The sequence below is a fragment of the Paraburkholderia youngii genome, assembly GCF_013366925.1.
In the GTDB taxonomy this organism is placed as follows: domain Bacteria; phylum Pseudomonadota; class Gammaproteobacteria; order Burkholderiales; family Burkholderiaceae; genus Paraburkholderia; species Paraburkholderia youngii.
In genome coordinates this window covers 510254-536472 of record NZ_JAALDK010000003.1, presented here as the reverse complement: position 1 = coordinate 536472, position 26219 = coordinate 510254, and the positions used below count along the sequence as shown (strand labels likewise).

Sequence of the window (26219 nt, the reverse complement as noted above, 5' to 3'; positions counted from 1 at the left end):
CAGCAAAAGCGGAAGTTGATCGAACAAGGTTTCGGCTGGGCCAAGACCGTAGGGCGCATGCGCCAGGTGATGGTGCGCGGCTTGAAGAAGGTGGACCAGATGTTCGTGTTGAACATGACGGCCTATAACCTCGTGCGCATGCGATCCCTGGCACAAATCCGCCCATAGTGGCTGGAAAAGGCGGCAATGAGGCCAGAAGCTGGCCTCACAGTGCTTTAAAAAGGTTGATGCGCGTTGAAATTGCACAATGCGAAAGATTTAGACGGTGGGCGCTCAAATCGTGGAAGGCCGATTCCGGGCGGGGGTATTTCCGCATCCTGTTAAGCGCGTCGGCCTTTGTGCGTCAGGAATACGATGGAGCAAAGAAAACCGGGCATCATCTTACTAAGCCATTCTTTCACCCAGCCTTCTGTGCGCCGACGCTGATCCCGCGACCTCACTCCTGTGGGCAGGCGATCCGTCGCATGTACCAGTCCGCGCGCGGCTCCGCGTCGACCTGCGATTTTTGGGGTATCGAGGTGTTGAGCAGGACAAACTGCCAGCACTCGCGATGCGCGTCGTCGGTCAGCGTGACCGGCTGGTTGACGTCGACGCGCCGGGGCTCGTTGTGATCGAGCAGATAAACGAACCCGTCGTTGATCCTGCCGACGATCCGGTCGGGTAGCAACAGGCTGCGCTGACCACCGCCGGCCGCCATCCGCAGCCACGCGTCGGCGTCCTGCGCGCGGCGGAAGGTCACGATCCGCATCGGTCCCGCCGGATGCACGACGGTCCGCGCCGCGACGTACTGCGCGCCCAGGTTGGCGGGAAGCTGCGCCGGCCACGGCGAGATGTGCACGCGCTGGTCGTCCAGGCTGAACGCCAGCACCGCCTTCGCGTTCAGCTGGAAGCGCGGCACCAGCACCTCCGCCGCCAGGCTCGCGGCGCCCGGCGGGGAGAGGCCGGCGATCTGCAGGGGTTCCGCGAGAACCGGCGTCGCCAGTCCCAGAAGGACGGCGAGAACCGCGCCCTGCCAATCGAAAGCCGCCATTCACAACCTCCTCTTATCTAGCGCTGACTTGTTTCAGATGCGCGAGCACGGCCGCCGGCACCGCTTCTTCCGTCTGGATCCGGCTCGTCTTGATCAGCGGTGGATGATCGGTGCCGATCCCGTAGCTCTGTGCGATCCCGACCAGGTTGTAGTTCTTGCCCGTGACCAGCGCAAGATGGTTCCAGTCGTTGAAATCGTGCAGCGACACATAGACGGTCCGGCCGAAGGTATCCAACTGGCCGGTCAACGACAACTGGTAAGGGGCGGCCTGCTTCACGCCGTTCAGGTTCCAGTCGCCGAATGCGGTGGCGCTGATGCCGGCGCCGCGTCCGACATAGTCCGATTCCTTAAGCGCATTCTCGTCCAGATTGAGGCTGCTGCCGTCGGAGTAGTCGATCTTGAAGGTGTCGGAGGTCGGGCCGTGCGGCACCGCGTCGGCGGGATACGTATAGGCCGCATAGGGTGCGCTCGGCAGGCGCGTATTGGGTACCGCGACGCCGTTCCAGTCGTTCTGGTGATAGTAGTAGCGCTCGACCGCGTCGGTGCCGGTGCTGTCGGTGGGCACGCCCGACAGCTGGTACAGGTAGTTCATGATGCTGAGGTAGTTCGGCTTGTAGTTGACCGCAAGCTCGTCGCCGCCGTGCCGCAGGCCCAGGCTGTGGCCGAACTCGTGCATGAGCGTCGCGGCCTGGAAGTTCACGCGCATCGTTTCGCCCGCCGCGCTCAGGTTGTTCGCGAGGAAGCCCTTCAAGGTCACGAGTACCTTGTTGCCGGGCAGCTCGGAGATGCCGGACGATCCGCTGCTGCCGTCGCTGTTCTGCGACGAAGCGAGCAGGCCGTAGCGGAAGAAGGCCCGGCGGCGCGGATCGACGTGCTGGCTGTAATAACGTGCAGCCGTTCTCGAGCGCCGTGCGGCTCTCGGTGGCGCTCGCGCTCATCTGCGTGCACTTGCCGAACGTGCGCTCGTGGCTGGCGCCGTCGAGGTTGTAGTGCGCGGTGTCGACTTTGGCGGAGAAGCGCGTGCCCGCATCGAAGTGCACGACGATGTGATGCGGCGCGAACGTGGCGGCCATCTTGGTCAGCGTTGCCTCCTGCAGTTGCCGGGCCGAATCCTGGGTGGTCGCGCTCGCGTCGCTGCCCATGTAGTCGAGCTGGATGAACATGTCCTTCTGCCCCGGCCGCGCGCCCATCGCGTACAGGTCCAAGCCGGCGTAGGTGCCGCCCGCGGCCTTGGCCGTATCGGGAATGCCGTCGTGATCGCTGTCGGTGACGCCCGCCGCCACGTCGTTCGGTCCGCCCGGTGTGGGAAAGTCGACGAGCGTCCAGTCGGTGCTGGTGCCGGTGGCGGTGAATCGACTGTTGAGGCGAGCGATGGACTGGTCATGCGTATCCAGCGGATCGAGCGACTGGCTGCCGACGTACGTGGCCGCGGGCGTGGCGAACGCCGGCACGTTCGCGCCGACCCAGTAGTTTCTGGTGAGCGGCTCGGTGGTGCTCTCGCCGAAGCGGACGAAGTCCACCGTCCTGGCCGCGGCCTGCGCCGTCCTGGCCGCCTGCAGTTCGATGAAGCCCGAACTGTTGCTCCAGTACGGCAGATAGGTCCCGGTTGCGTCGAGGAGATAGACGACCTTGCTGGCGTCGTTCACCGTCGAGAGTTCGTCAGATAGGGGGATTTCTGGCCGGCGATCACGAGGTAGCCGTTGGCCGGAATCGTCACGTCGGGCAGTGCATAGTTGACCGACGCGCTGACCGACGACGGATCGCTTTGTTTGATGCCGCCGGTGCGCAGCACGTAGTTCTTCAGGTTCACCGCGACATTCTGTTTGTTGTATAGCTCAACCCACGCGACGCTGTTGGACGTGGTTGCCGCGTCCTAGTCCTTGTCCTGACGGAAATTGCCGGCCACTTCGCTGATGTACAGCCCGGCGGGTGCGTCTGCGGCGAAAGCGGACGCGGCACCGCCGCTGGCGGTGAGGAGCAGCGCGATGCACAGTGGTGGGGAAAGTTTCCAGAGAACGGATTGCCGGGTATGGCGGTGGCAGACGTGACGCATGGTTATCCCTCGGTCAGGTTATTGGCGAGTCGAGCGGCCCTGCCTGCTAGCCGCGCCCATTTTTTAAAAGAAGCAAGTCCAGCGGATGAATGAACTCACGCTTCGAGAGGGTAGCCGCGTTCCCTCTCAGAAACGCGGCCCCCGAAGAACCGTACGTGCGAGTTTCCCCGCATACGGCTCGCGCACGGCGTTAAGCATCGCGCTGATGCCGGCTGCGTCTGTGCATACGCAACCTTCGCTACCGTCGCATCGTCCCGAAACCGAGACAAGGGCGCTGGTCCGCGCCACCCGGAACTGGACGCCTGTCGGCGCAGTAACACTGAATCCCGAGCGCGACTGCATCGTTAAAACACATACGCACTCGACTGGCCGCATGATCGAGGCGACAACTTGCTTGACTCGCGCCGACGGGAAACCGGCGCCACGCAAGGCTCACTTCGTCGGAGTCGGTCGTCGAACCGGGGAAGTCTCAACATTTGTGCAATTTCGTACCAACTTTTCTTCGTTTGACAGACGCCGTCTACGGACGTTTAACAGCCATGGTCAAAGCTGTGCGCAAGTTCGGCGTAAGCTCGACATCACCGCTGCTGACGGAATTCAGCGTTTCACGAACCAAGTCCGGATAGGCACCTTTGGAAAACTGGCCGATAGCGATATTCGCAGCTTCCCCCGGGGAATTCAGCCGAAAGAGTTTTTGTACAGCGAGTGCACGTATCAACTCACTATCGTGGCCGTCCGCTATCTGGTTCAATGTCTGCACGGCCTCACTTCTTAAGTTCGCGGCATTGGGAATGCTTGGTTCCTCAAGAGTGCCGATGAGATTCAGTCGCGCGACAGCGGTCCTCTCATCGGTCGTGGCATCGCTCCTCAAATCGCTCAGCGCCTTACTGAAGACCTCTCGAGGCGTTTGACTTGGCATGTTGAAGTAAGTCTCATACATCTCGGCATATTTGGATTCGTTTCTGCCCTCCCAAATGGCATTTGCTTCTTGCAAGACTATGTCTCTGCCAATTGCAGAATCAACTAGAATGGATCGAAGAATGTCTCGCTCCATGCCCTGTTCGGCAGGCATGTCGTGATAGAACTGAGTCAAAAGCTTTGCGACCTCGGGGTCATTTTCCAAAGCAATCTGCAGCCGAGCCCGAAACTCATCCAGCTCATTCTGAGACATGTTGCCGCGATTCACGATCTTCTGAAAGATCGCACGAAGGCTCGCGTCAATTTGTACAGGTGTATCATTGGATGCCGCTCCGGAGGGCTTGTCATCGGTGGCCAAACTCCCGCCGGCATTAATGCCATCGGGCCACGCAATTCCCTCTTTGCTGCTTGTCGCGGTAGCTTCGGAAGACCTCAAGTCTGTGGGCTTGTATGCGCGCTTCGCTTGCTCCGAACTTACCGTGGGCGCGGCGAGAAATAAGAGGTACCCTGCCACCACCATCAGCAAGCATCCAACGATGGCTAGATGGACTCGACGCCGTGAAGATAAATTTATGTTGAAGGACATAAGCTTTCTTTGTAGATAAGGAACGTCAGCCGTCTGACACAGTGCACGCCTCGCTCTTGGCGGTATCGTGGCGATACCAAAGACACTCCGCTGTCTCAAGCCAATGAACAAGGCGAATGGCGATCTGAGTAACTAAATGCGCTGATAGTTGCAGCTACTGCCACGCCACTCTGGCAAATATCCTTCACGATCATATGCGCCACCGACGTATGTGCAACGCCAACTCCACCCCCCCATCCAATCGGAACGCCATCCCGCTGGGCAGCTTGACTGCAAGGTGAGGTAGTTATCCGCTCCGATCACGTGGACTTTCCCCCATCGTTCGCTGAAGTTGATGACTGCGCGGCCCTTCCAGCCCGGGTTAGGGCCACAAGTGACCGTTTCGCTACGAATATTGCATGCAGTCCATGACTTATTGATCCCGACATCGATCGCCATGCTGACGATTTTTATCGGGATTCCCCACTGCGCACCGATGTTAAAGCTGGTGGTGTGGCATGACGAATGGCCTGTCGTTAACGCCACGGTTCCACAGCTTCCTCCAGAGCCACCGAAACAATAGTGCCAGTCCGATCCGTCCAAGGAGTAGCCGTGCTGGCTTTTGCCGATCCAACCCAAGAACTGGGTGTTAAGCGTCTGCGCGCTGACGGGGCCGTTATAAACGTCCAGCCAAGCAGCTATGAGCAGAATTAATATCTTCTTTGATGCCACGGAAGATTCCTCTCTTGGTTTCGGTTAAGGCTACGCTGATCAAGCCGCGTAAATGCGACTTGTTGTGACCAAGGCATGCATAAATTCTCGAGATCGCGAATAACCGCCCAAAAAGCGGGTTCTGTCGCAGTAAGACCGAGAGGTCGGCCAAGTCCAATATGGTATGGATTCCTTATCCAGCCAGTGAATAGAATTGCTGTGCGGGAGTTTGCACCAACGCCGCCATCGTCCATCTGCCCCTTGACGATCATGTGCATAACTTCGATGCCGCCCAACAGGATGCGGGTACAACGAAACCTTTTGAACCCAAGCATCGGTCGAGTTCGGCGCTTGATCGCCCGATGATCCTGTTCGAGAGGGTAGGGTCGAGAACTGGCGCGCACACGGTACGCTCCGGTGGTCTCTCCACCGCTTTCGCGGTGGTCCTCAGTCCGGCTGCCATAGTCACGTTTCCAACTCCCGTCACGTCAAACCGTGCATGCGGTTTTCCCGCACACGGCTTTCCTGTCTGCTTCATGTCAAGGTTTATGGGACCTATCATGCTGGGCGCGCTTTCGGCGCAGCGGTACGACGAACCCGGTAACCATTAAACAGTCCCAGTTCCTAGCTTTGTCAAGTTAACGAACGCTTATTCGCCCCATGATCCGGGCGCGCCAAAGGAATACAATGCGACATCTCAACCTCCCAGCCAAGACCGGGGGGGGGGCATCTGGCCAAGCGCGCCGCCGTTACGACGACACCAGTCACGATAAGCATCGAAGTCAATGCCGACCACTGAAATGCGGGTTCGCGAACACTATCGAAAGGCTAGTGCGTTGACGAGTTCCCGGCGACTCACGAACATAGACCCCTTGTTGCTGATGTCGCGATCCCCCCATACCCGCCAGAGCGGCAAGCGTTCGCATGCACGTCAAGTCCACGCCATCTGTGACAATAAGCTGAGCGCGCCGCTTCAGATCACGATTGCCGCCCGCAGATGCGTCCCTGCCGCCTCACCCCAGCCAAACTACCGATCAAGAAAGACCTTGTGCGCGCACAACCAAAAATCAAACTACTACGGGCCGCACGAAATTTGTTACCAACATACCACCAATCGCGAATCGAATGGATATCAATTATTTTTCCGATATCCAAACGAGTTTCTAATATCGCCCAGTTTCTAAGGTTCTTAACAACACCGGAGTTGGCGGGGTTTTGTCGCATTAGCGCGGTCAAGTAAAATCCGTCGACCACGACGTATGACACGCATGATGGCAAAGACGAAGACGCCGAGCAAGATGCTGCCCGCCGGCATTGGCAAGGTATTGAAGCGGTTGCGCTACCCGCTGGACGTGATCCTGCTGTGCGTCCGGTGGTACGTGGCGTACTCATTGAGCCTCCGTAACCTCGAAGAATGAAATGAACGCGGTCGTCAGTTGCCGAGCCCAGTGGTGCGCACCGCCGGACGCTTCCATCCCGATCAGGCACGGCGTAAGGTTCGCGAAGTGTTCGAGGAACTTTGCTCGCTTGATCGGCTTGTTCACGATCTCGCCGGTTTCCTGATCGATGTAATGCAACTGGAACACGTTTTCGCGATATCCACACCGACTGCTGTACGATTCATCACTGGATCCTCCGGTCGCCTTGGAAAGCTTCCTATTTGCCACTTGGACACATCGATGCCGTTGACCCGTGAGGATCCATCTTGCTTTGAGCTTGCCCCTGAAAAACGTATCCCTTGCTGAGGTTTAAACTGCAGCAAGGAGAAACGAAGATGAGCCAATTGAAGCGTGCGCGGTACACCCTGGAATTCAAGCTGGAGGCGGTGCGGCTGGTGAAGGGCGGCCAGAGCCTGGCAGCGGTGTCGGCGATTCTGGGGGTGTCGAGCCAGACGATCTCGAACTGGGTGCAGGCGGACCGAAAAGGAACGCTGGTCGGCCCGGGTACGAAGCCGGTAACCGAGGAGCAGATGGAGCCGGCTCGACTGCGTGCGGAGAATGCGCGACTGAAGATGGAGCGCGACATTCTAAAAAAGGCGGCAGCGTGTGTGCTATGAAAGCTGTTTGATCGATGAGGGTGGGCCCCTCGATGCCGTCTTTCAGGAGAAGGCATCAAACCACTTCAAGCTGCTGCGTTTAAGAGACGTGGTGGTGAGCGTTGAAGAAAAGGCGCAGTGAATGCGTCAGGTATGGAATAACGAGACGAGCGCAAGCGAACCGTCGATGAGGTGTCGATAGCTTTTTCCACCCGTCGTCAAAACCAGGGTCCACGCTGCACCCTGGGACAAACCAAGCGGGAGCCTGATGACTGGCTTGGTGGCGACCGGCATATAGACGGCGTGACGTTACTCCAGGCGATTGAACGGAACATAGGAACCTGTCATCTCGATGCGAAGGGAGAAGCTTGATTTGAAGGACTCGAAGAAAGCGAGAGTACCGATGCGGGGTACAGGGACGGAGCATTCCGTAGTGGCGGTGAAGCCTCGTAATGGGGGCGGAGCGAAGGGAATGCTTCATCCGGCAAGACCCGTCGGCCAACCAGAGAATGGGATGAGCCGATGAGTCGAGCCCGGCCGTTTGCAATAACGAAGCAGTCTGTGTGGGCAGCATGGCTTCAGGTGAAAGCGAACCATGGCGCGCATGGTGTGGACGGGCAAACCATCGAGGCATTTGAAGAGCGGCTTGGACGCAGTCTGTACAAGCTGTGGAACCGGATGTCTTCAGGGAGCTACTTCCCCCCGCCGGTGCGCGGCGTGGAAATTCCGAAGGGCAATGACAAGAATCGCAAGCGGTTACTGGGAATTCCAACAGTGGCTGACCGCGTTGCCCAGGCGGTTGTGCGCAATTATCTTGAAGCGCAGGTAGAGCCCTGTTTCCATACGGATTCCTATGCTTACCGTCCTTCCAGGTCGGCGCTGGATGCGATTGCTGCTGTCCGGAGCCGTTGCTGGAAATACGATTGGGTACTGGAATTTGACATCAAAGGTGCGTTTGACCACGTTGATCACGAACTCATGATGAAAGCGGTGCGGCAGCATGCCCGTTGCACATGGGTGGAGCTGTATGTCGAACGCTGGTTGACGGCGCCAATGATGAGGGGGCAGGAAATGGTGTCGCGGACGCAGGGCACGCCGCAGGGCGGTGTCGTCAGCCCGGTGCTGTTTAATCTCTACATGCATTATGCCTTTGATAGCTGGATGGCGAGGCACTTTCCGGAAACGTCCTTCGTGCGGTACGCCGACGATGGATTGGTCCACTGTAAAAGTGAAGCCGAAGCCAGACGGTTGCTGGAGGCAATCGGTGCGCGTCTCAAGGCCTGTGGCCTGGAACTGCATCCTGAGAAGACGAGGATCGTGTACTGCCGGGATGGGAATCGCAAGAAAGACTATCCCTACACGAGCTTCGACTTTCTGGGATACACCTTCCGTGGCCGGCTGGCCAAAAGCAAGCGCGGCATCTACTTCAACAGCTTCAGTCCTGCGCTCAGCAGCAAGGCCGCGAAGCGCATTCGCGAGAAAATGCGGATGTGGGACATCGGCCGCTGGACAGATGCTGGGATTGAAGACATTGCCGAGCGGGTCAATCCAGCCCTGCGCGGATGGTGGAACTATTACGCGGCGTTCTATATGAGCGTATTCAAACGCGTGATCGGCCACCTCAACGACATTCTGGCGAAATGGGCGGCGCGCAAGTACCGTCGGTTCAAACGAAGTCGTGCCAAGGCTCGGACGTGGCTCAGGCTGCTGGCGGCGCGCGCACCGGATCTGCTGTATCACTGGAAGGTGGGGGTCTTGCCTCCGGCTGGATGACAAGAGCCGTATGAATCGAGAGATTCACGTACGGATCTGTGAGGGCCTGGCGGGGAAGTTCCGCCGGGCTACTCGACACTTTGCGAAAGAATCGCCGTGAAGTACGCCTTTATCGAACGGGAGCACAAGCGCTGGCCGGCGTCGCTGCTGTGCGAGTTGCTGGAGGTCAGCCCGAGCGGGTATCACCAGCGGCGTCAGCGGGCTGCAGCGGGCCGGGAGAGGCACAGCCCGGTACGAATCAGCGACGATGCCGTGCTGGCCAACATCCGCGCGATCCATGCGCAGGTCAAGGGTGAGTACGGCTGGCCGCGCATGACGAAAGAACTGGTTGCACGTGGTGTGCGCGTGGGTAAGGAGCGGGTTCGCCATCTGATGGCGCGGCACGGCATTCGTGCTCGGCACAAGCGCAAGTTCATCGCGACGACGAATTCGAACCATAACCTGCCGGTCGCGCCGAACTTGCTGAAGCGTAACTTCACGACGAGTGCGCCGAATCAGGTCTGGACGAGCGACATCACGTACGGCGCGACTGCAGAAGGCTGGGTTTATCTGGCGGTCATCATCGACCTGTTCAGCCGGCAGGTGGTGGGCTGGTCGATGCAGCCTCACATGAAGGCCGAGCTGGTCACTGACGCGCTGCGCATGGCATGGTTCAGACGGCGTCCGCCGCCGGGCCTGATCATGCACAGCGACCGGGGCAGCCAGTATTGCAGCGGGCTGTTTCAGGACACGCTGAAAGCATATGGGATGCGTTCGTCGATGAGCCGCCGTGGCGATTGCAGGGACAACGCGCCGACCGAAAGCTTGTGGGCTTCGCTGAAAGTCGGTCGCCTGCATGGTCGGCACTTCGCCACACGGCGCGCGGTGATGGACGAAATCGTTGATTGGCTGGGTTTCTACAATGCCCATCGGCTACACTCGACGCTCGATTACGTCAGCCCTATGACGTTCGAGAAGAACTGGCTCGCTGCCCACCGAGCCGCCTGAATTCCCTCGGCTATGGGATACGTCAAATCCACGCCGACAATGATAAGCCGCAGCGAGCTTACTTATGAGGAAATCGATGAAAAAACTGGTCAGCCGGCAAAATGCACTGGATTTTTTCCAGTTTTTTCGAAATTGCATTTTTACAAGAAAATTTCAGTTGACCACTCGTCATCCATGACCAGGGAATTTTTCTCTGGCACCAGCGAGGAAGCAACAGCCTCGGATTTCATAGATTTCCTGGTGGAAAGTAGAGATTTTGACGAGCGATTTCCTCTAAACGAACGCTGGATGTGTTGCTAGGCATTGTTCCGGTAATCAATGCATCGTCGAGATACTGGTCAGTGAAGTATTGAAGTAGCCTCAACCTTAAAGGACTCCAAGATGTATGTACTTGGTATTAACGCCGCTTACCACGAATCTGCCGCTTGTCTTATCAAGGATGGGCAAGTCGTAATGGCGATCGAAGAGGAGCGTCTAAATCGCATCAAGCATGGGAAACTCGCCAGTCCCGAGACGACGGGCGAGTTGCCATGGCTCGCGATCAATAAGTGTCTCGAGGCTGCGGGCATCACGCTTGCCGACTGTGAGCACCTCGGTTACTCCTTCAGCCCTGAAATTCTTCAAGAGGGCGTGGCACAATGGCGAGATACGAACGACACGCCTCACGTGTGGCCGCTGGAGAAGGAGAGCTACCAGACAATCGAAGGGAGGCTGGACTTCATTGATGGGGTGCTGTCCGCGCGCAGGCAACTGATTGAGAACGCCGGATTCAGGGGGACCTTCCACTTTCTGCCGCACCACGATTGCCACGCCGCAAGCGCCTTCCACGTGTCGCAGTTCGATAAGGCCGCGGTGCTCGTGATTGACGGAATCGGGGAATGGGCGAGTACTTCGCTGTACTACGGAGAGGGCACGCAACTGCGCAAAGTGCACGATTTTATTTTTCCGAATTCACTCGGGTTTGTGTGGGAGAAGCTGTCCAAATATCTTGGCTTTAGCCAGTACGATGCGTCCAAGGTCATGGGTCTCGCCGCCTATGGCGACGCTACCAAAACCATTGACCTATTTGCGAAGATTGTGACTAACAAGCAAAACATGAGCGTCGATCTGGCCGTGCTGCGTCATGAATCGCCAGACTTCTCTCCGTTGGAGACGCTTTTCGGCCTGCCAAGGCGCTATGAGCCTGTGGACTTCAACGTCGAGAACTGGCAGGCCTACGTGAATGTCGCAGCTGGCCTGCAGTTGCTGACCGAACAGGTGCTCGTAGAAATCCTGCGTCGTTTCGATTATCAAACCCATCGCAAGTTGTGCATGGCCGGGGGCGTCGCGCTAAATTGTGCAGCTAATGGCGCGATTGTGCGTGAGAAGCTGTTCGACAATATCTTTATTCAGCCGGCCTCCAACGATGCTGGCACCGCGATGGGGGCTGCATTCCTGATTTGGAATCAAATGCTTGGTCGGCCGCGGGACTATGTGTTTACGAACGCCTACCTCGGCCCGAGCTACACTGACGATGAAATCGAGGCGGTGCTTTCTCGCACGAACCTGAACTACAACAAGGTGGAAGTTGCGGGGAAAGCCGCGCAGCTTATCGCTGATGGCAACATTGTCGGTTGGTTCAGTGGTGGGATGGAGTGGGGGCCGCGTGCGCTTGGTGCGCGTAGCTTGCTAGCAGATCCACGCAACAAAGACATCCGCGAATTGATGAACGTCAAGGTGAAGCATCGCGAACTTTACCGTCCGTTCTGTCCAAGCATTCTCGGAGAACGTGCAGAGGAATGGTTCATCGGAAGTACCGACGTGAATGCAGGAAAGTACATGCTTACGACGTCAGTGGTCCACCCCGAAAAGGCGGGTGCGATCCCGGCAGTCGTTCATTTTGACCAAACTGTACGTGCGCAGACGGTTTATCGGGAGGATCACCCTGAGTACTACCGCTTGATTTCTGAGTTCGAGGCACTCACAGGCGTTCCGCTGCTGCTAAACACTTCCTTCAACGACTCCGAGCCGATTGTGTGCAGCCCTCAGGACGCCATTAATACATTCTTGAAGACTGACATCGACTACCTCGTGCTTGGCAACTACCTCGTTGAGAAAAACCCAGGTTACACCTGACATCAGCCCTGAGACCTGGCCGTACATGGGGTTGTAAGCCGGAACCGCAGAAATTTTGGAATGGAAGTCCCTTGATTTCAGGTGGTTAGAGAAGGTCGAGACCCGCAAGCATGGCCGCGATGTCGATCGGGTTCTCGTTGCGAAACGTGTAATGCCCGAGGAAGTGGATGCGCGGCCACGCCACCGGAGAAATCTTCTTCAGCATCGCGAGCGCCTTCTCATTTCCCTCCCGTTGGTAGCGTTCAGTTGTGAGAGCAGTACCGAGTTGAAGGCGGTCACGACATTGGCCAGCAGCCGGCCGCACTCGTTATTGATCGCAATGTCGTGATCGGTCTTGCCGATCAGGTGCTTTCTGCCACTGACCTCGGCGATGAAGCCGCGCAGCGCGTGATACGCTTCGATCCGGTTCTGCGGACGATGGACGTTGCGCTGCAGTTGTGGGTCGCGCATGTAGCGCAGCGTGTAGATGCTGCGCACGAGTTTACCGAACTCGAAGACGGCACGGCGCGTGCGGTGATGTGGAGACAATGCGCAAAGCTTGCGAACCAGTGCCTGCTGGCTCATTTCCTTCATGCTGAGTGACGCGATGATCTGTTCGAAGACACACGGATCGTCGCAGATGGCGGGCAAGTCGATCTGTCCAGCGGGTTTGATCAGGAAATTGTCGTCCTGCTCAATGTCGTCGCCGCAAAACAGATGTTTTAGCTGTGCTTGCAGGTTGGTGAAGCGCGGCGCAAAGTCCATCTCGAACCAGTACATGGCCGCGAAATTCATCTTGTTGATGCTGTGCATGTCTCCGGTGATAATCGTCGGCGCGATATCGGTCGTGTTGTGGTAACTGATTGGTGAGGGAGGTAAAGGCGACGACTCCCCGTTCGCGACCGAAATATTTGCGCGAGTGCCTCGCCTTTGCGGTCGGAGTGGCGGCAGCGAACTTCTGTCCGTCGATGGCACCGAAAAGTGCGCCAAGATCGGACGAGTAGTACTCGAAGATCGGTAATTGTGCGATGAAGTTGGCAACCCGGTCGTTGGCAGCCCGCAGTGTGGCCAGACGGCAGTACTGGCGATATGTTTCGTCGAGTGTGTGATACGGGATATCGCAGGTCTGGACATGGCGAGATTGCCGAGATTGGTGGCCTGCGCAATAATCACCGCCATCAAGCTGTCCGCGTCGGCGATCTTCTTCGCGTAACGGGGTTGCAGGGGCGTCATCGTCAACAGGAAGCCGCAACGCTCATTCACAAACCGGATGATGTCGGCAATGTCGCGTAGCGCGCGCAGCTTCGCGTAGAAGCTTTCCTGCTGTGTGGCGTTTTTGTCGGCCTTGGGTTTGCGCCACGTCAGGGTGCTGTGTTGCGCGTCGTAGTCAAGGTGTTTGAGCTTGCCCTGTCGCAGTTCATGGTCAAAGCACTGCCAGAGTTTGCGAAGCTCGTCGCACAAGGCGGCAACGGTGACTTGTACCGGTTGGTGCAACTAGGCGAGATCCAGTTTGTCGAGCACGGCTGCCGTACGATCGGCAGGAACAAGATGGTCGCTGAACTGTCGATGCTGGGTACTGTCATTCAGAGGCAGATCGCCGCTATCGATGCGTTTGCGCAGTTGCCGGTAGACCCAGAATTCATAGCGATCGCCGCGAAGGGCTGTGGGCTGGCCCCGGTCGCCAAAGGTGAGCAGATACGGGCGCAGTCGCTCCGGGATTGTATTGGGAGGAATGTCGTCGATCGGTTGTCGGTCAAGGCGCTGCCGGCGAGCGAACACCCCTCGCATCCAGTGCAGGGCCGCAAGCCATGGATCGTCGTTGCGTGCGCTCGAAAACTGGAGTGTCGTCGCCCGCGGCCGGAGCCGCGTGCGAATCTGCCCGGCGACCTCGTCGACGGCCTGCCAGCGCAGCTCCATCTGGCTGAGGGGCTTAGTGCTCAACAGGCTGGCGACCTGCTGTAGGTCAGCCTTGGGCAGGATGCTGAATGCCTGGTGCCGCACGATTCCGAACGGCGTGACATTGTCGAGCGAGTCATCGACGTAGAGCTGCAGGAGCCTGCCGACCTGAGGTGTATCTTTCTGCCGCTGAAGCTTGGCGTGAATGAAAGCGTGATCGGCACTGGCCTTGCTGTCGTCTTCGAACTTCTTCGTGTGATGGCGCAGGGCATCGACGAGATTGTCGTTCAGCTGCCGGTAGCGCTGCCAGGCGTAGCACAGCAGGTACAGGAATGACTGCCCGGGTTGCGGCTGACGTAGGTCATAGATGGTATAGAAATGTGCCAAGCTCGCGTAATACGCGATATTCTGCTGTGAGATACCGAGTTGGGGCAGGATGGGTCGGGCGGCGTTGTAGACGGGTTCGAGCGTGGCGCGCTTGCGGCGCTCGCGTCCCATCATGTGAGGTCCGAAATATTTCGCATCCTGCTTGATAGCAGCGAGTTCGGACAGCGACTCGTCGCGTACGAGCAGGCCTTGTAGCGAGGCCTTGACGTCATCGGTGATTTGCGCCTCGATCAGCGCGGCCAGTCGTTGCCGTTCTTCACGCAGCGCGGTACTGATGATCGTCTGGAAGGTGGTATGACCCGGCCGTACGATATGTTGCTGGTTCAGCCAGATGATGAGTTCGGTGACCACGTATGCGGGTGTCACATCGCGCCGTACCAGTTGTGCGGTGCGTTGCGTGAGTGACGGGCTGTCGTGCTTCGACCAGAGGCGAAAGCGGAACAGTGAAAGGATTTCGCGTCGCTGCGCGTAGATTTCCGCAGACCGGATGAGTCTTGGCGAAAGCGCCTGTTGAGGGAAATAGCGTTCGCGCAGGTATCCCGCATCCTCCAGCGGAAGGTTCCGTAAACGTAAAAAACGCCCGCGTGGCCTTGAAATAGCCGGTTTGCAGCAGACAGAGTATTTGTTCGTTCAGGCCGCGGCGCCGTTCCGCTAGCGCCAGTTCGTCGGCGGTGAAGGCAAAGTACCCCGCGCGCTGGAAATCATCGAATTCGGGGCGGTCATAGAGCGCTTGCCGTTCTGCTTCGGGCAGCAGGGCGAGATGGTCGTTGTGGGCGCGCATCCAGAGGCGGAAGAAACTGAAAGGGCGCCAGTTTAAAGCGTGACAGACCAATAATTGATATTATCGGGCTACCATCTTAATTTTACGTACGTAACCTCAACCGATGAAGACGCGTCTGCCCCGGCGCCCCCGGCCGCGACGCCTGCCGAACCCGGGTTCCCGGATGCCGATGCGCTGGCCGCGCTGCGTGGCTGGTATGCAGGCCTCAGTTCACGTGCAACCGTCCTGCGCTACCTGCCTGGCCTCAAGGCGTCGGGCCAGTCCGCACGTGGCATGCTCGGCCGCATCCGCCGGCAGCTCATCGCGTTCGCCGAAAGCCGCCATCGACTGGATCTGGCGGCGGTATTCCAGCACACGCCCCAAGAGCGGCAGGGGCGAGCCAAGGCAGTTGAACACGCGCTCAGGACGTTGCCCTCGGTGAATGCGCCACAGCCCCAGATCAGCGACGACATTGAACGGTGGCTCGCACCCCGGACCGCGAATGCCCTGCGTGCACACGGCATCCATACGCTCTCGGAACTGACCGTACGCATCCCGCGACGGCGCGGATGGTGGCGAACGATCGAGGGGCTCGGCGCGATGGGGGCTCGGCAAGTCGAAGCCTTCTTCGCCGGGCATCCGCTGTTGACCGAGCGCGCCCGCGCACTGGTCGCGGTCACCCAGCCACGCAGCATCGTGCCGTGGGAAGAGTTGCGCCTGCCGCACGAGGTCGATGGCTTGCAGGGCAGTTTCCGGGCGCCGCGTAATGCCTGCACGCTGAACGCGACGAACGATTACGAGGCGGTACAGGCGTGGCTTGCGCTGCACGAAACAGCGACGACGCAGCGCGCCTATCGCAAGGAGGCCAAGCGGCTGATCCTGTGGGCGATCGTCGAACGCGGGCGGGCGCTGTCGTCACTGACAACCGACGACGCGATCGCCTACCGGGCGTTCGTGAGACGTCCGGCGCCGCGCGAGCGCTGGGTCGGGCCACCGCGGCCGCGCGATTCCGTCAAATGGCGCCCCTTTACGAGCGGCCTGTCAGCGCGCTCAGCAGCCTACGCACTGACGGTGCTCTCGGCGCTGTTTCGCTGGCTGATCGAGCAGCGTTACGTGCTCGCCAATCCGTTTTCCGGCGTCAAGGTCCGAGGCCACGCCTCGCAGCCAGCGCTGGACACGACGCGCGGTTTCACCGAGGGTGAGTGGCTGCTGGTCCGCGCGATTGCCGACGGCCTCGGAGGGTCCTATGGCTGGTCGGAGCCAGCGGCGCAGCGGCTGCGCTTCCTGCTTGACTTCGGCTACGCGACGGGTCTGCGCGCGAGCGAACTGGTCGGCGCCGGGGTCGGCAGCATCCGCGTGGACGGGCACGGTGATCACTGGCTGCATCTGGTCGGCAAGGGCAGCAAGCCCGGCAAGGTGGCACTGCCGCCGGTCGCGCGTACTGCGCTCGATCAGTACCTTGCACAGCGACGCCTGCCTGTCACGCCACAACGCTGGAACCCGAAGACATCACTGGTCGCGAGTCTGGGCGAAGACGGCGACGCGGGTATCGCGAGTCCGCACTGGATGCGCCACAGTCACGCGAGCCACGCCCTCGCTAGTCCAGCCTGAACAAACCGTAGAGCCTTAAGCGTTGGGGGTTTCCGGCGGAAATCGTGTTGTTGGAATTGCAGAGACCTGGCATATTGCTGGGTATAGCCTGCAAATTCTGACGAGGTTTAGATGGGTCCGAAGGCGCCTGTAACGGAGAAGGATTTGTTCCGGCATCCACTGCGCGAACAGATCAATCTCAAGCATCCACTGGTACGGCTGGCCGAGCTGATCAATTGGGAGCGGCTCAGTGCATCGATGAGCGCGAGTTTCGTTTCGGGTAAAGGCAGACCTGCGAGTTCGCCTCGACTGATCGCTGGTCTGCTGTATCTGCAGCACGCCTTCGACCTCTCGGACGAGGATGTTGTGTGGCAATGGGTTTAGAACCCGTACTGGCAGGTTTTTACGGGCGAGACGTACTTGCAGGCCGAACCGCCGATCGATCCGTCCAGCCTCACGCGATGGCGCAAACGGTTGGGAGAAGCCGGTGTCGAGGAGTTGCTCGCCGAGACGATCGACGCGGCGAAGCGTGCCGGAGTGATCAAGGCGTCGAGCGCGAAACGCGTAATCGTTGATACGACCGTGATGCCCAAGGCGATCGCACATCCGACTGACTCGCGACTGCTGGAGCGCTGTCGTGAACACCTCGTGAAGGCAGCTGCGCGGCACGGCCTGAAACTGCGTCAGAACTACAACCGCGAAGCACCACGCCTGGCCACCCAGATCAGCCGCTACGCGCACGCGAAGCAGTACCGGCGGATGAGAGTATGCGGTCCACCAAGGACGCCCTTGTCTGAAAATCGCTGCACTCTGATGCTACGTGTCCACGTGGACACGTAGACACTTGCACCGATGACAGAGAAAAAAGACTTGAGAAGCCGTCTGGTGATTGGCCAGAAACGCGATGGCCGACGCGAATACGATAATGAGGCACGCGATGAGCTTGTCCGTCTATGCTTGATGCCAGGCGTATCGATAGCTCGCACGGCAATCGAATACGACATCAACCCGAATCTGCTGCGTACCTGGGTGACCCAATATCAGCAGAGGCACGCCGACACCAAACAGCCTTCACCGAGCCTGGAGGGCGTGCTGATTGATGTTCCAGCCGCTGGCAATGAAGTGCTGCCACATGTGGCGAATGCTGCCGCCTTCGTCCCGGTTGTCCATGCGGCGACGGCGCCACCGGCCTCAGCGTCAGCCGGGTCAATGACACTCGCAGTGCATGTGCGCCTGTCCAACGGTGTCGAGCTCCAGTTCGGAAAGGCCATCGCGACGATCGACGAGCTGACGACGCTGATTCAGATCCTGGGGAGGATGCCGTGTTCCGGTTCGACGAAAAACTGAGCGTATATTTACATCGCGATCCGGTTGACTTCCGGTACGGCATGAACAGCCTGTCGATTCTCGTTGAACAGGCGATGCACCTGAATCCAATGGACTCCTCGCTTTACATCTTCGGGAACCGGCGTCGAGACAGAATCAAGATTCTTTGCTGGGATGGTAGCGGCTTCTGGCTTATGACGAAACGCCTTGAGGCAAGCCATTTTATCTGGCCCGACAACAAGGCCGAGGTCGTGACGATGACGACCAGCGTGTTGCATGCCCTGCTCGACGGCGATGACATCACGACGGTCCGTCGACATCCGAGGCAGCAATATCGGCGTGTGAGCTGAACAACCCGCCGGCATACATGGTCTAATCCAGCATGCCGGTCAACGTCACGATCACCGCCGAGGAACTGATAGCGCTACTCGCCGAGCGCGATGCGGCTCGGGCATTGCGGGAGGAGCAGGAAGCGTTACGCGGTGCCCTACGACTCGTGACAGCGGAACGCGACCTTGCCGAAGAGCGCCTGCGGGCTTACCGTCAGGAGTTGTTCGGCGTAAAGAGCGAAGCCCGAGGTTCCGATCAGCTCGGCTTGTTCAATGAAGCAGAAGTGCTCGGTGCCGGGCGCATGCCCGCCCAGGAAGACTCGCCGGAGTCGACGGTCTCAGCACACACGCGCAAGAAACGCGGCCATCGCAAGCCGCTCGATCCCAACCTGCCGCGCGACGTTGTGCGGCACGAATTGCCCGAAGCCGAGCGCTTCTGCATGAACGACGGACATGCGCTCGTCGAGTTCGGCGTGGAGATCAGCGAACAGCTCGACGTCATTCCGGAGCAGCTTCGCGTGATCCAGCACCAGCGCGTCAAGTATGCCTGCCCGTGCTGCGATCTCGGTATCAAGGTCACGCCGGCGCCGGCACGCATCATCCCTCGTGGGCTGTTGGGCGAATCGGCGCTCGCGTGGATCGCCACCGGCAAGTATCAGTTCGGCATGCCTCTGTATCGCCAGGCTGGCTTGCTGCGTCGATTCGGCGGCGACATCTCGTCGAACACGATCGCGGCCAGCATGGTCCGCGTCGGTCTCGCGTCGCAGCCCGTGATCAACCTGCTGCGCGACGCGCTGCTTGACGCCGGGCTGATCTATTGCGACGAGACGACGCTGCAGGTGCTGAAAGAAGAAGGCCGCCGGCCAAAAACGACGAGCTACCTGTGGGCGCAAATGACGGGTTCGGGTGTGCCGATCCGTTGCTTCACTTATACACCCGGGCGCGGTACAAAACTGGCCGACAGGCTGTTCACTGGAATCCGGTCAGGCGCGGTCATGATGACCGACGGCTACGAACCCTACAACGATATCGCCAGGCGCTACGAGCTCGTGCACCTTGGGTGTTGGGTTCACGTGAGACGGTACTTCGTCAAGGCAGAAGACAGCGTGCCCAAGGCGGCACGAACCCACGACCTTCTTGCGACGCGCTTCATCAAATTGATCGGCAGGCTGTTTGCCGCCGAAGTGCGTAGCGAGACGTGGTCTGCACAGCGACGGCAGCGGTTGCGACGGCGATACAGCGCACGTGTGCTCGACGCGATCCACGCGCTGATGCTCGAGCAGTCGCACGGTGTCGTACCGAAAAGCCTTCTTGGCAAAGGACTGACTTACCTACGTGCGCAGTGGCCAAAGCTGATCCGTTACATCGAGAACGGCGATTGGCCCGTTAGCAACAATGCTTGTGAAAATGCGATTCGCCCATTCTGCGTGGGACGCCGCTCTTGGCTGTTCAGCGACACTGTTGATGGCGCGAACGCAAGTGCCAATCTTTATACCTTGGTCGAAACGGCAAAGGCCAACGGTATCGATCCCTACCGCTACCTCACGTGGCTGTTCCAGCGTCTGCCTCTAGCGAAGACGGCAGATGACTACGAAGCGTTGCTGCCTTGGCGCATGCCCGTCGATCTCCGCTGATCCGTACCAATTCCCAGTACCCCGCGCCGTCAACTGCATCACTCTGAGGGGCGTCGTTCACGGACCGCATACGGATGAGAAAGGCAGTGCGCACCCTGCGCTCGCGTGTCGGCCGCGTCATGCGCGATGTCGAACGGCAACTCGACACGGTGGTTGATAACAGGCGAGCTGAGCTGCAGGAACTGATTGCCCGCACGAAGCGAATCCTGACGCAGAAGACGAAGGACAAAAATAAGCTGTATGCGCTGCACGCGCCGGAAGTCGAGTGCCTGGCCAAGGGTAAGGCGCGCACGCCATACGAGTTTGGCGTCAAGGTGTCGATCACGACGACACACCGGGAAGGGCTGTTGGTGGGTGCCCGCTCGATGCCGGGCAATCCGTACGATGGACATACGCTGGAAGAAGCGCTGGAGCAGGCAGCGATTCTCAGCGATGTCAAACCTGAAATCGCGATCGTCGACCGTGGTTACCGGGGCGCTGAGCCAGACGGGGTGAAGGTCTACCATCCCGGCCTGCGACGCGGCATCACGCGCACGTTGCGCGCCATGATCCGGCGGCGCAGCGCGATTGAACCAGCGATCGGTCATATGAAGGCCGACGGCAAACTCGACCGGAACTGGCTCAAGGGCGCGCTCGGGGATGCGATCAACGCAGTGCTATGTGGTGCCGGCCACAACCTGTGCATGATCCTCAGAAAGCTGCGGCGTTTTTACGTCCTTGTACTTGTCGCATTGCTCAACCGCTCCGCGGCTTCCGCTTCGACACCATGAACGGCGTCGTCGCCGAAAACGAATTATTCAGACCCGACTCGCTAGCGGGGCCAAACTGACCAGCGTGCGCGACAACCTGCGCCATGCATCGATCGCGACGACATCGATGTACCTGCACGGCGACGAAATCCAGCGTGCGAGGGATATGGATCAGGCCTTTGCCGCCCGAAAATAGCCGCTAACCTATTGAATTCGAAGGATTTCGGAAAAATCGGCGGTTCCAGCTTATAACCCCTACAAGCGAATGATCTCGTTGGCATCCCAATGGCCGTGCCACTTTCAATCCTCAGGTCCAAGACCGCTGAGGCGAGAAATTTTTCAAGCGCCAGAGCGAGTACGATCGCCAACGCGCAAAGGCATTGACCCCACTGCTTTCGGCGTAGCGCCTGAACGACGGCGACGCTCAGCGACCGGCGATGACACTGCGCCGGTCTCCCACACGAATCTTGCGGGCTTGCATTCAACGAAGGCAAACAATAGCAGTCCTGAGCCCAACGTAAACGATTGAATGTGACTATAGAAAAATCCTACGAACTCAATGTCACAGCGATCAGTATAAAGGGTCATCAACTCGACGGAAAATGCGTCGATGTGGCATTCCAATTAGGCGGATCTTGCCCGAAAACATTGCGAACGAAGAAATCCATGAGCTTACGCTCGGTGAAGATACCGGGGGCTCCATGATCAGCACCAGGCACATAGACCATTTCGAATTCCTTTCCCGCCTTAATGAGACTGTCGGCGAGCGCAAAGGTGGAGGCCGGATCGACATTGTGGTCCATTTCGCCCACAACAAGCATAAGTTTGCCGTGCAGATTGTCGGCATTGTCGATGGCGGAGGACTGTGAGTATTCAATGCCGACGGGCCAGCCCATCCACTGTTCGTTCCACCATATCTTGTCCATACGGTTGTCATAGCAACCACTGTTGGCTACCGCAACCTTATAGAAGTCCGAATGGAATAGCAGTGCATCAACGGCGTTCTGGCCGCCAGCTGATGTACCGAAGATTCCCAAATTCGAGATGTCGTACCAGGGATATAGAGAGGCAGCCGCCTTATGCCACAGAATGCGATCGGGAAGGCCTGCATCTTTCAGATTCTTCCACGCGACGTCATGGAAAAGGCGTGAACGGTTGTTAGTGCCCATTCCGTCGATTTGCACAACGATAAAACCCAACTGGGTAAGGGGCTCTGTTGTGGTTGTGAATGACTTTGGGACGTGAGAGCCTTGCGGGCCGGCATATATATCCTCCACCACAGGATACTTCAGATGTGGATCGAATCTATCTGGTAGATGAATGATTCCCCAAATATCGGTCTTACCATCGCGCCCTTTGGCAACAAAATTGATTGGTGCTCTCCATCCATTAGATTCGAGTTGGGAGATGTCGGTGCTCTCGATCTGCATCAGTTTAGCGTTGTCTCTAGACCGGAAAAGCGCCATGCGTGGGGGAAGGTCGATACGCGACCAGAGGTCGACGTAGAATCTACCGTCCGGAGAAAACTCGATGTGATGATTGGCCGGTTCTGGCGTAAGTGATGTCAGCCCCTTTCCGTCGAAGCCAATTCGGTAGGCATGAACGAAATAAGGGTCCTCACCGAAATTCATTCCGCTTGCTTCAAACCAGATTTCCCTTCTGACCGGATCGATGTGGTCCACCGCGCGGACAACCCAGTCACCTTTGGTGATTTGGTTTTCTAAAACACCGGTACGGCCATTAAAGAGGTACAGATGTTCAAATCCATCGCGCTCGGATGCCCAGATAATTTCCTCTCCATCATTAACATTGTAGCGAAAGTGTTTTCCGGCACTTCTTTGGTTATTTCTTAAATCTGTATAATCGACGAACGTGGAGCTGACCTCATCGATCAAAGAGCGCGTACGGCCGGTGGCTGCCTCCACCTCGATTACTCGGTAGAGCTGATGGCCGCGTTGGTTGTACTCAAATGTAAAGGCTTCCCCATTCTTCCACCAATTAATTTCGGAAAGGTCAAAAGGATTCGGGAACAAAGTATTGTCGATATTGACCATGCGCTTGTTGACTATGTCGAATAGTACCGGTTGCGGTCGCGGAAGAATATCTCCCGCTTTGGGATACGCTAATTGCTCATACCTGGCTTGATGGTTTGTTGCTGAGGAATTGACAAGCATAATTTGACGCGGTTGGCCGACGGCGACACGGTAACCTGCGAGGTGATTCGAGTCAGGGGACCACTTTAGGGATGAGAAGACGTAATTGTTCGCTTCTGTCCCGTCCGAACTTAACGGTACATTTACTGACCCGTCCTTACTCATTAGAAAGACGTTGTAGTTTTTGATATATGCTTTCCACTTGCCGTCCGGTGAATCGCTTATTATTCGATTATCGCTTTCAGCCGTTGGCGTGAAGTCGTTATGAAATGACGAGATTTCGCCCTCAGAGATCCTAGTGCAGATGTAGCTTGAAAGATCGCAACTCCACTGAACGGAATCAATGGAGAACAGCAACTGGTGGCCGTCTTGTCCGATTTCGAAGCGGTCAAAGGGCAGCGAATTGCCTCGGAAATTCGAGGAGGCCGCCTTATTTAATGCTTCGGCAAGGCGGCTATGATCGAAAGCCTGTTGCTTCTTCCCGGTTTTGATATTGAATTTAATGAACTGGCGCTCACCATGTGTCGTCCGTCGGTAGGCAAGGGTCTCGGGCGAAAGCCAGAAAGGGGGGGTATCGACAAAATTGACAATTTTATCCGAGTATTGATAGCGAACTGTGAGAGCCCGCTGAAAGTCTGAGGGGGTAAGAGCAAAGGGGGGGTGTATGGTTCCGTTCCCTTGGTTGTCAGCAGCCGATAGCAACGTGCAGTAGGAAATTAGAAGCAGAAAGATGGTGACAATTTTTTGCATGGATGTTTGGCCTTGAGTATGTAGGTTACGTCGTCGGCCTACCTTGGAGCAATTTTTATGCCATCAGTGAATGCGAGTGGGTATGATCAGTGTCCGCTGAGCGCAAGCGAGGCGACCGGTGAGGTTCTGTCGCGATAACGGGAAGTAGAATGGCCGGTTTTGGAAACTGCAAGTCGGCAGATGAATAAGCCAGCGAAGACGCCGCGCAGGAGCCTGCCAGACGGCATTGCTGCCAATGTCCTCAAGCGCCTGTACCATCCGGTGGACGTGATTCTGCTGTGCGTGCGCTGGTACGCGGCGTACTCGCTGAGCTTGCGGGATCTGGAAGAGATGATGGCCGAGCGCGGCATCGAGGTGGATCATTCCACGGTGCATCGCTGGGTGATCAAGCTGCTGCCGGTGCTCGAGAAGGCCTTTCCTCGGCTCCAGCGCCCGGTAGGCAACAGCTGGCGCATGGACGAGAGTGTGTCACGAACACAAGCGAAAGCTTGTGGTGCTGTACTGAAGATGGGAGTAGGCCTCCCGAAGCCGGCTTGCAGGAGCAGGCTTCAAACCGCCCGGTGCTGCTGCGCTCAAAAGGCGTGGTGGTGAGCGACCGTGGAAAAGTCATCCATAAGGATGGCAGGTATGTGTTGAGAAGATGAGCGAAAGCAAACCGTTCGATGATGCGTCGTTAATTCGTTAAGGTGCTGTCAAAACTGGGGTCATTTCGTCGCTCCAGGATCAGTCAGGACGAGACCTGTTTACGGACCTGGCGGCAGCCGGCGTAGAGGCGGCATGAGCTCAATACAGGCTTCGGTATGGAACGTGAGAACCTTGTTGCGGATGGAAAGGGAAATGACAAATGGCTAACACCATGAGGAAGAATACCGATGCCGCAACGAGGGGCGGAGCTGCCCGTAGTAGTGTTGAAGCCCTTGTAATGAGGGTGGAGCGAAGGGGCAGCGTTATCCGGTTGACGAAGGTCACCAACCTGCTTGTCGGGGAGGAGTGACATGACATCAACGAAAACTTATGACATTGCCAAGCGAACGATCTGGGAGGCGTACCAGCGAGTGAAGGCCAACCGGGGTGCTGCCGGCATCGATGATGAAACTATCGAGATGTTCGAGCAGGACCTGCCGAAGAATCTGTTCAAGCTGTGGAATCGGATGTCGTCGGGGTCGTACTTCCCGCCACCGGTCAAGCAAGTTGAGATTCCAAAGGCAACGGGCGGTATTCGCAAGTTGGGCGTGCCCACGGTGAGTGACCGTGTGGCGCAGACTGCGGTCAAGCTCCTCATTGAGCCGATTCTCGATCCACTATTCCATGCGGATTCGTATGGTTACCGGCCCGGGAAATCGGCCAGGCAGGCGGTCGCCATCACCCGACAAAGGTGCTGGAAGTTCGACTGGCTGGTGGAGTTTGATATCAAGGCGGCCTTTGATCAAATCGATCATGGCCTCTTGCTAAAAGCGGTACGCAAACACATCAAAGAGGACTGGATCCTGATGTACATCGAGAGGTGGCTGACTGCGCCATTCGAAACTGCACAGGGTACCCGCTTGCCGCGGGACCGCGGTACCCCGCAGGGGGGAGTGGTCAGTCCGATCCTGATGAATCTGTTCATGCACTATGCGTTTGACGTCTGGATACAGCGTCACTTCCCGCAGTGTCCCTTTGCGCGCTATGCCGATGATGCGGTGGTCCATTGCCGTAGCCAGGAGCAGGCACAAGAGGTTATGCACGCCATTGCCTCGCGGCTGGCGGAATGTGGGTTGACGATGCATCCTGAAAAGTCAAAGATCGTGTATTGCAAGGACAGAAGTCGCACCCAAACCTACCCGAATGTGACCTTCACATTTCTGGGCTTTCAGTTTCGTCCGCGAAGGGTGTTGACCAGGCACGGGCAGGTCTCGACCAGCTTTGTACCTGGAGTCAGTCCTGACGCCCTGAAACGGATGAGACAGACGGTGCGGGGGTGGCGGTTGCAGCGCCAAACGTCGAAATCACTGTTCGAACTCGCTGAGCGATGTAATCCCACGATATGTGGCTGGTGGAACTACTACGGGGCTTTCCATCGGACAGCCATGCATGAGTTGAGTCGGTATCTCGACCGAAAGCTCGTGCGCTGGGTTCAGCAGCAAGTACAAAACACTGCGACGGCACAAACGGTGCAGTGAGGAGTGGCTACGCAAGATGAGGCAGGCGTACCCGCGAGAGTTCGCGCACTGGCAGTATCAGGGGAAACAGGTTGGATAACGGGAGCCGTGTAAATCGAGAGGTTTACGCACGGTTCTGCGAGAGACTCGGGGCGCAATTCCCCGGGTCTACTCACCCCTACAGTACGCCCAGCCAACGTAGCCCGCCTGTATGGGGGTGAAGTTGCTTGAGCATAGTTGGAATGCAAAACCCGGAGAAGTTGCTGTTGTAGTACCGGGTATGCCCTTCTTCTGCTGCGAGAGGAAGTGAGCCGAAGCGGCGGTGACTTGCCGACACT

Annotated in this window: 14 protein-coding genes and 11 pseudogenes; 15 read left to right on the top strand and 10 right to left on the bottom strand. The window is 58.0% G+C overall.

Annotated elements, in window-relative coordinates; all coding sequences use genetic code 11:
* A pseudogene (locus G5S42_RS41005) lies at positions 1-168 on the top strand (transposase); the annotation flags it as partial.
* A 268-nt stretch (positions 169-436) separates the two neighbouring features.
* On the opposite strand, the gene G5S42_RS41000 reads toward G5S42_RS41005, so the two are convergent.
* From G5S42_RS41000 to G5S42_RS40970, 7 genes and pseudogenes are all read right to left on the bottom strand, one after another.
* The gene (locus tag G5S42_RS41000; RefSeq protein ID WP_176112323.1) at positions 437-1030 is read right to left on the bottom strand and encodes a hypothetical protein; all 594 of its coding nucleotides are present in this window, start codon (positions 1028-1030) and stop codon (positions 437-439) included.
* A gap of 13 nt (positions 1031-1043) precedes the next feature.
* On the bottom strand, positions 1044-1787 hold the full coding sequence (locus tag G5S42_RS40995; protein WP_176112322.1) for a zinc metalloprotease: 744 nt from the start codon (positions 1785-1787) through the stop codon (positions 1044-1046).
* Between the two features lie 885 nt (positions 1788-2672).
* A complete protein-coding gene (locus G5S42_RS40990; protein ID WP_176112321.1) occupies positions 2673-2840 on the bottom strand; it encodes a hypothetical protein in 168 nt (55 codons plus the stop codon).
* 63 nt (positions 2841-2903) lie between these two features.
* Entirely contained in the window at positions 2904-3083 is a 180-nt protein-coding gene (locus G5S42_RS40985; protein ID WP_176112320.1) for a hypothetical protein, read from the bottom strand.
* Positions 3084-3603: 520 nt separating this feature from the next.
* Positions 3604-4587, bottom strand: a complete 984-nt coding sequence (locus G5S42_RS40980) for a hypothetical protein (RefSeq protein ID WP_176112319.1) — start codon at positions 4585-4587, stop codon at positions 3604-3606.
* Positions 4588-4719: 132 nt separating this feature from the next.
* Positions 4720-5298 (bottom strand): hypothetical protein, encoded by a 579-nt coding sequence (locus G5S42_RS40975; protein ID WP_176112318.1) that lies wholly within the window; start codon positions 5296-5298, stop codon positions 4720-4722.
* Between the two features lie 172 nt (positions 5299-5470).
* Positions 5471-5654 (bottom strand): annotated as a pseudogene (locus G5S42_RS40970) (DDE-type integrase/transposase/recombinase); the annotation flags it as partial.
* Between the two features lie 891 nt (positions 5655-6545).
* Between G5S42_RS40970 and G5S42_RS40965 the strand changes: the two are divergent.
* Positions 6546-6692: pseudogene (locus tag G5S42_RS40965) on the top strand (IS6 family transposase); the annotation flags it as partial.
* A 15-nt stretch (positions 6693-6707) separates the two neighbouring features.
* On the opposite strand, the pseudogene G5S42_RS40960 reads toward G5S42_RS40965, so the two are convergent.
* A pseudogene (locus G5S42_RS40960) lies at positions 6708-6901 on the bottom strand (IS110 family transposase); the annotation flags it as partial.
* Positions 6902-7051: 150 nt separating this feature from the next.
* On the opposite strand from G5S42_RS40960, the pseudogene G5S42_RS40955 reads away from it, so the two are divergent.
* The 5 genes and pseudogenes from G5S42_RS40955 to G5S42_RS40935 all read left to right on the top strand — a co-directional run.
* Positions 7052-7315, top strand: a pseudogene (locus G5S42_RS40955) (transposase); the annotation flags it as partial.
* A gap of 519 nt (positions 7316-7834) precedes the next feature.
* Positions 7835-9085, top strand: a complete 1251-nt coding sequence (ltrA, locus tag G5S42_RS40950; protein ID WP_176112317.1) for a group II intron reverse transcriptase/maturase — start codon at positions 7835-7837, stop codon at positions 9083-9085.
* A 78-nt stretch (positions 9086-9163) separates the two neighbouring features.
* Positions 9164-10072 (top strand): annotated as a pseudogene (locus G5S42_RS40945) (IS3 family transposase); the annotation flags it as partial.
* 12 nt (positions 10073-10084) lie between these two features.
* Positions 10085-10372, top strand: coding sequence for a hypothetical protein (locus G5S42_RS40940; RefSeq protein WP_176112316.1), 288 nt, complete (start codon positions 10085-10087; stop codon positions 10370-10372).
* A gap of 81 nt (positions 10373-10453) precedes the next feature.
* Positions 10454-12187, top strand: a complete 1734-nt coding sequence (locus G5S42_RS40935; protein WP_176112315.1) for a carbamoyltransferase family protein — start codon at positions 10454-10456, stop codon at positions 12185-12187.
* 85 nt (positions 12188-12272) lie between these two features.
* Here G5S42_RS40935 and G5S42_RS45345 read toward each other — a convergent pair.
* Positions 12273-15230: pseudogene (locus G5S42_RS45345) on the bottom strand (Tn3 family transposase).
* A gap of 174 nt (positions 15231-15404) precedes the next feature.
* Between G5S42_RS45345 and G5S42_RS40925 the strand changes: the two are divergent.
* The 6 genes and pseudogenes from G5S42_RS40925 to G5S42_RS40900 form a co-directional block, all read left to right on the top strand.
* A pseudogene (locus G5S42_RS40925) lies at positions 15405-16817 on the top strand (site-specific integrase); the annotation flags it as partial.
* Positions 16818-16931: 114 nt separating this feature from the next.
* A pseudogene (locus tag G5S42_RS40920) lies at positions 16932-17564 on the top strand (IS5 family transposase); the annotation flags it as partial.
* 87 nt (positions 17565-17651) lie between these two features.
* A complete protein-coding gene (locus G5S42_RS40915; RefSeq protein ID WP_176112314.1) occupies positions 17652-18146 on the top strand; it encodes a transposase in 495 nt (164 codons plus the stop codon).
* Positions 18122-18475 carry an IS66 family insertion sequence element accessory protein TnpB gene (gene tnpB, locus G5S42_RS40910; RefSeq protein ID WP_176112313.1) on the top strand — a complete coding sequence of 118 codons (354 nt, stop codon included), beginning with the start codon at positions 18122-18124 and terminating at the stop codon, positions 18473-18475. The genes G5S42_RS40915 and tnpB overlap by 25 nt, the downstream gene beginning before the upstream one ends.
* A gap of 32 nt (positions 18476-18507) precedes the next feature.
* Positions 18508-20088, top strand: a complete 1581-nt coding sequence (gene tnpC / locus G5S42_RS40905; protein WP_176112312.1) for an IS66 family transposase — start codon at positions 18508-18510, stop codon at positions 20086-20088.
* 71 nt (positions 20089-20159) lie between these two features.
* Positions 20160-20858 (top strand): annotated as a pseudogene (locus G5S42_RS40900) (transposase); the annotation flags it as partial.
* Between the two features lie 566 nt (positions 20859-21424).
* Here the strand turns inward: G5S42_RS40900 and G5S42_RS40895 are convergent.
* Positions 21425-23740, bottom strand: coding sequence for a S9 family peptidase (locus tag G5S42_RS40895; protein ID WP_176112311.1), 2316 nt, complete (start codon positions 23738-23740; stop codon positions 21425-21427).
* Between the two features lie 180 nt (positions 23741-23920).
* Between G5S42_RS40895 and G5S42_RS40890 the strand changes: the two are divergent.
* A pseudogene (locus G5S42_RS40890) lies at positions 23921-24205 on the top strand (IS6 family transposase); the annotation flags it as partial.
* A 530-nt stretch (positions 24206-24735) separates the two neighbouring features.
* Positions 24736-25902 carry a group II intron reverse transcriptase/maturase gene (gene ltrA / locus G5S42_RS40885; RefSeq protein WP_246392539.1) on the top strand — a complete coding sequence of 389 codons (1167 nt, stop codon included), beginning with the start codon at positions 24736-24738 and terminating at the stop codon, positions 25900-25902.
* Positions 25903-26219: the final 317 nt, after the last annotated feature.

Coding starts and splice junctions, on each gene's coding strand:
- G5S42_RS40980 (WP_176112319.1), bottom strand. CDS start 4,587: ATGTCCTTCAACATAAATTTATCTTCACGGCGTCGAGTCCATCTAGCC.
- G5S42_RS41000 (WP_176112323.1), bottom strand. CDS start 1,030: ATGGCGGCTTTCGATTGGCAGGGCGCGGTTCTCGCCGTCCTTCTGGGA.
- G5S42_RS40895 (WP_176112311.1), bottom strand. CDS start 23,740: ATGCAAAAAATTGTCACCATCTTTCTGCTTCTAATTTCCTACTGCACG.
- G5S42_RS40940 (WP_176112316.1), top strand. CDS start 10,085: ATGGGATACGTCAAATCCACGCCGACAATGATAAGCCGCAGCGAGCTT.
- ltrA (WP_176112317.1), top strand. CDS start 7,835: ATGAGTCGAGCCCGGCCGTTTGCAATAACGAAGCAGTCTGTGTGGGCA.
- ltrA (WP_246392539.1), top strand. CDS start 24,736: ATGACATCAACGAAAACTTATGACATTGCCAAGCGAACGATCTGGGAG.
- G5S42_RS40915 (WP_176112314.1), top strand. CDS start 17,652: ATGACAGAGAAAAAAGACTTGAGAAGCCGTCTGGTGATTGGCCAGAAA.
- tnpC (WP_176112312.1), top strand. CDS start 18,508: ATGCCGGTCAACGTCACGATCACCGCCGAGGAACTGATAGCGCTACTC.
- G5S42_RS40935 (WP_176112315.1), top strand. CDS start 10,454: ATGTATGTACTTGGTATTAACGCCGCTTACCACGAATCTGCCGCTTGT.
- G5S42_RS40985 (WP_176112320.1), bottom strand. CDS start 3,083: ATGCGTCACGTCTGCCACCGCCATACCCGGCAATCCGTTCTCTGGAAA.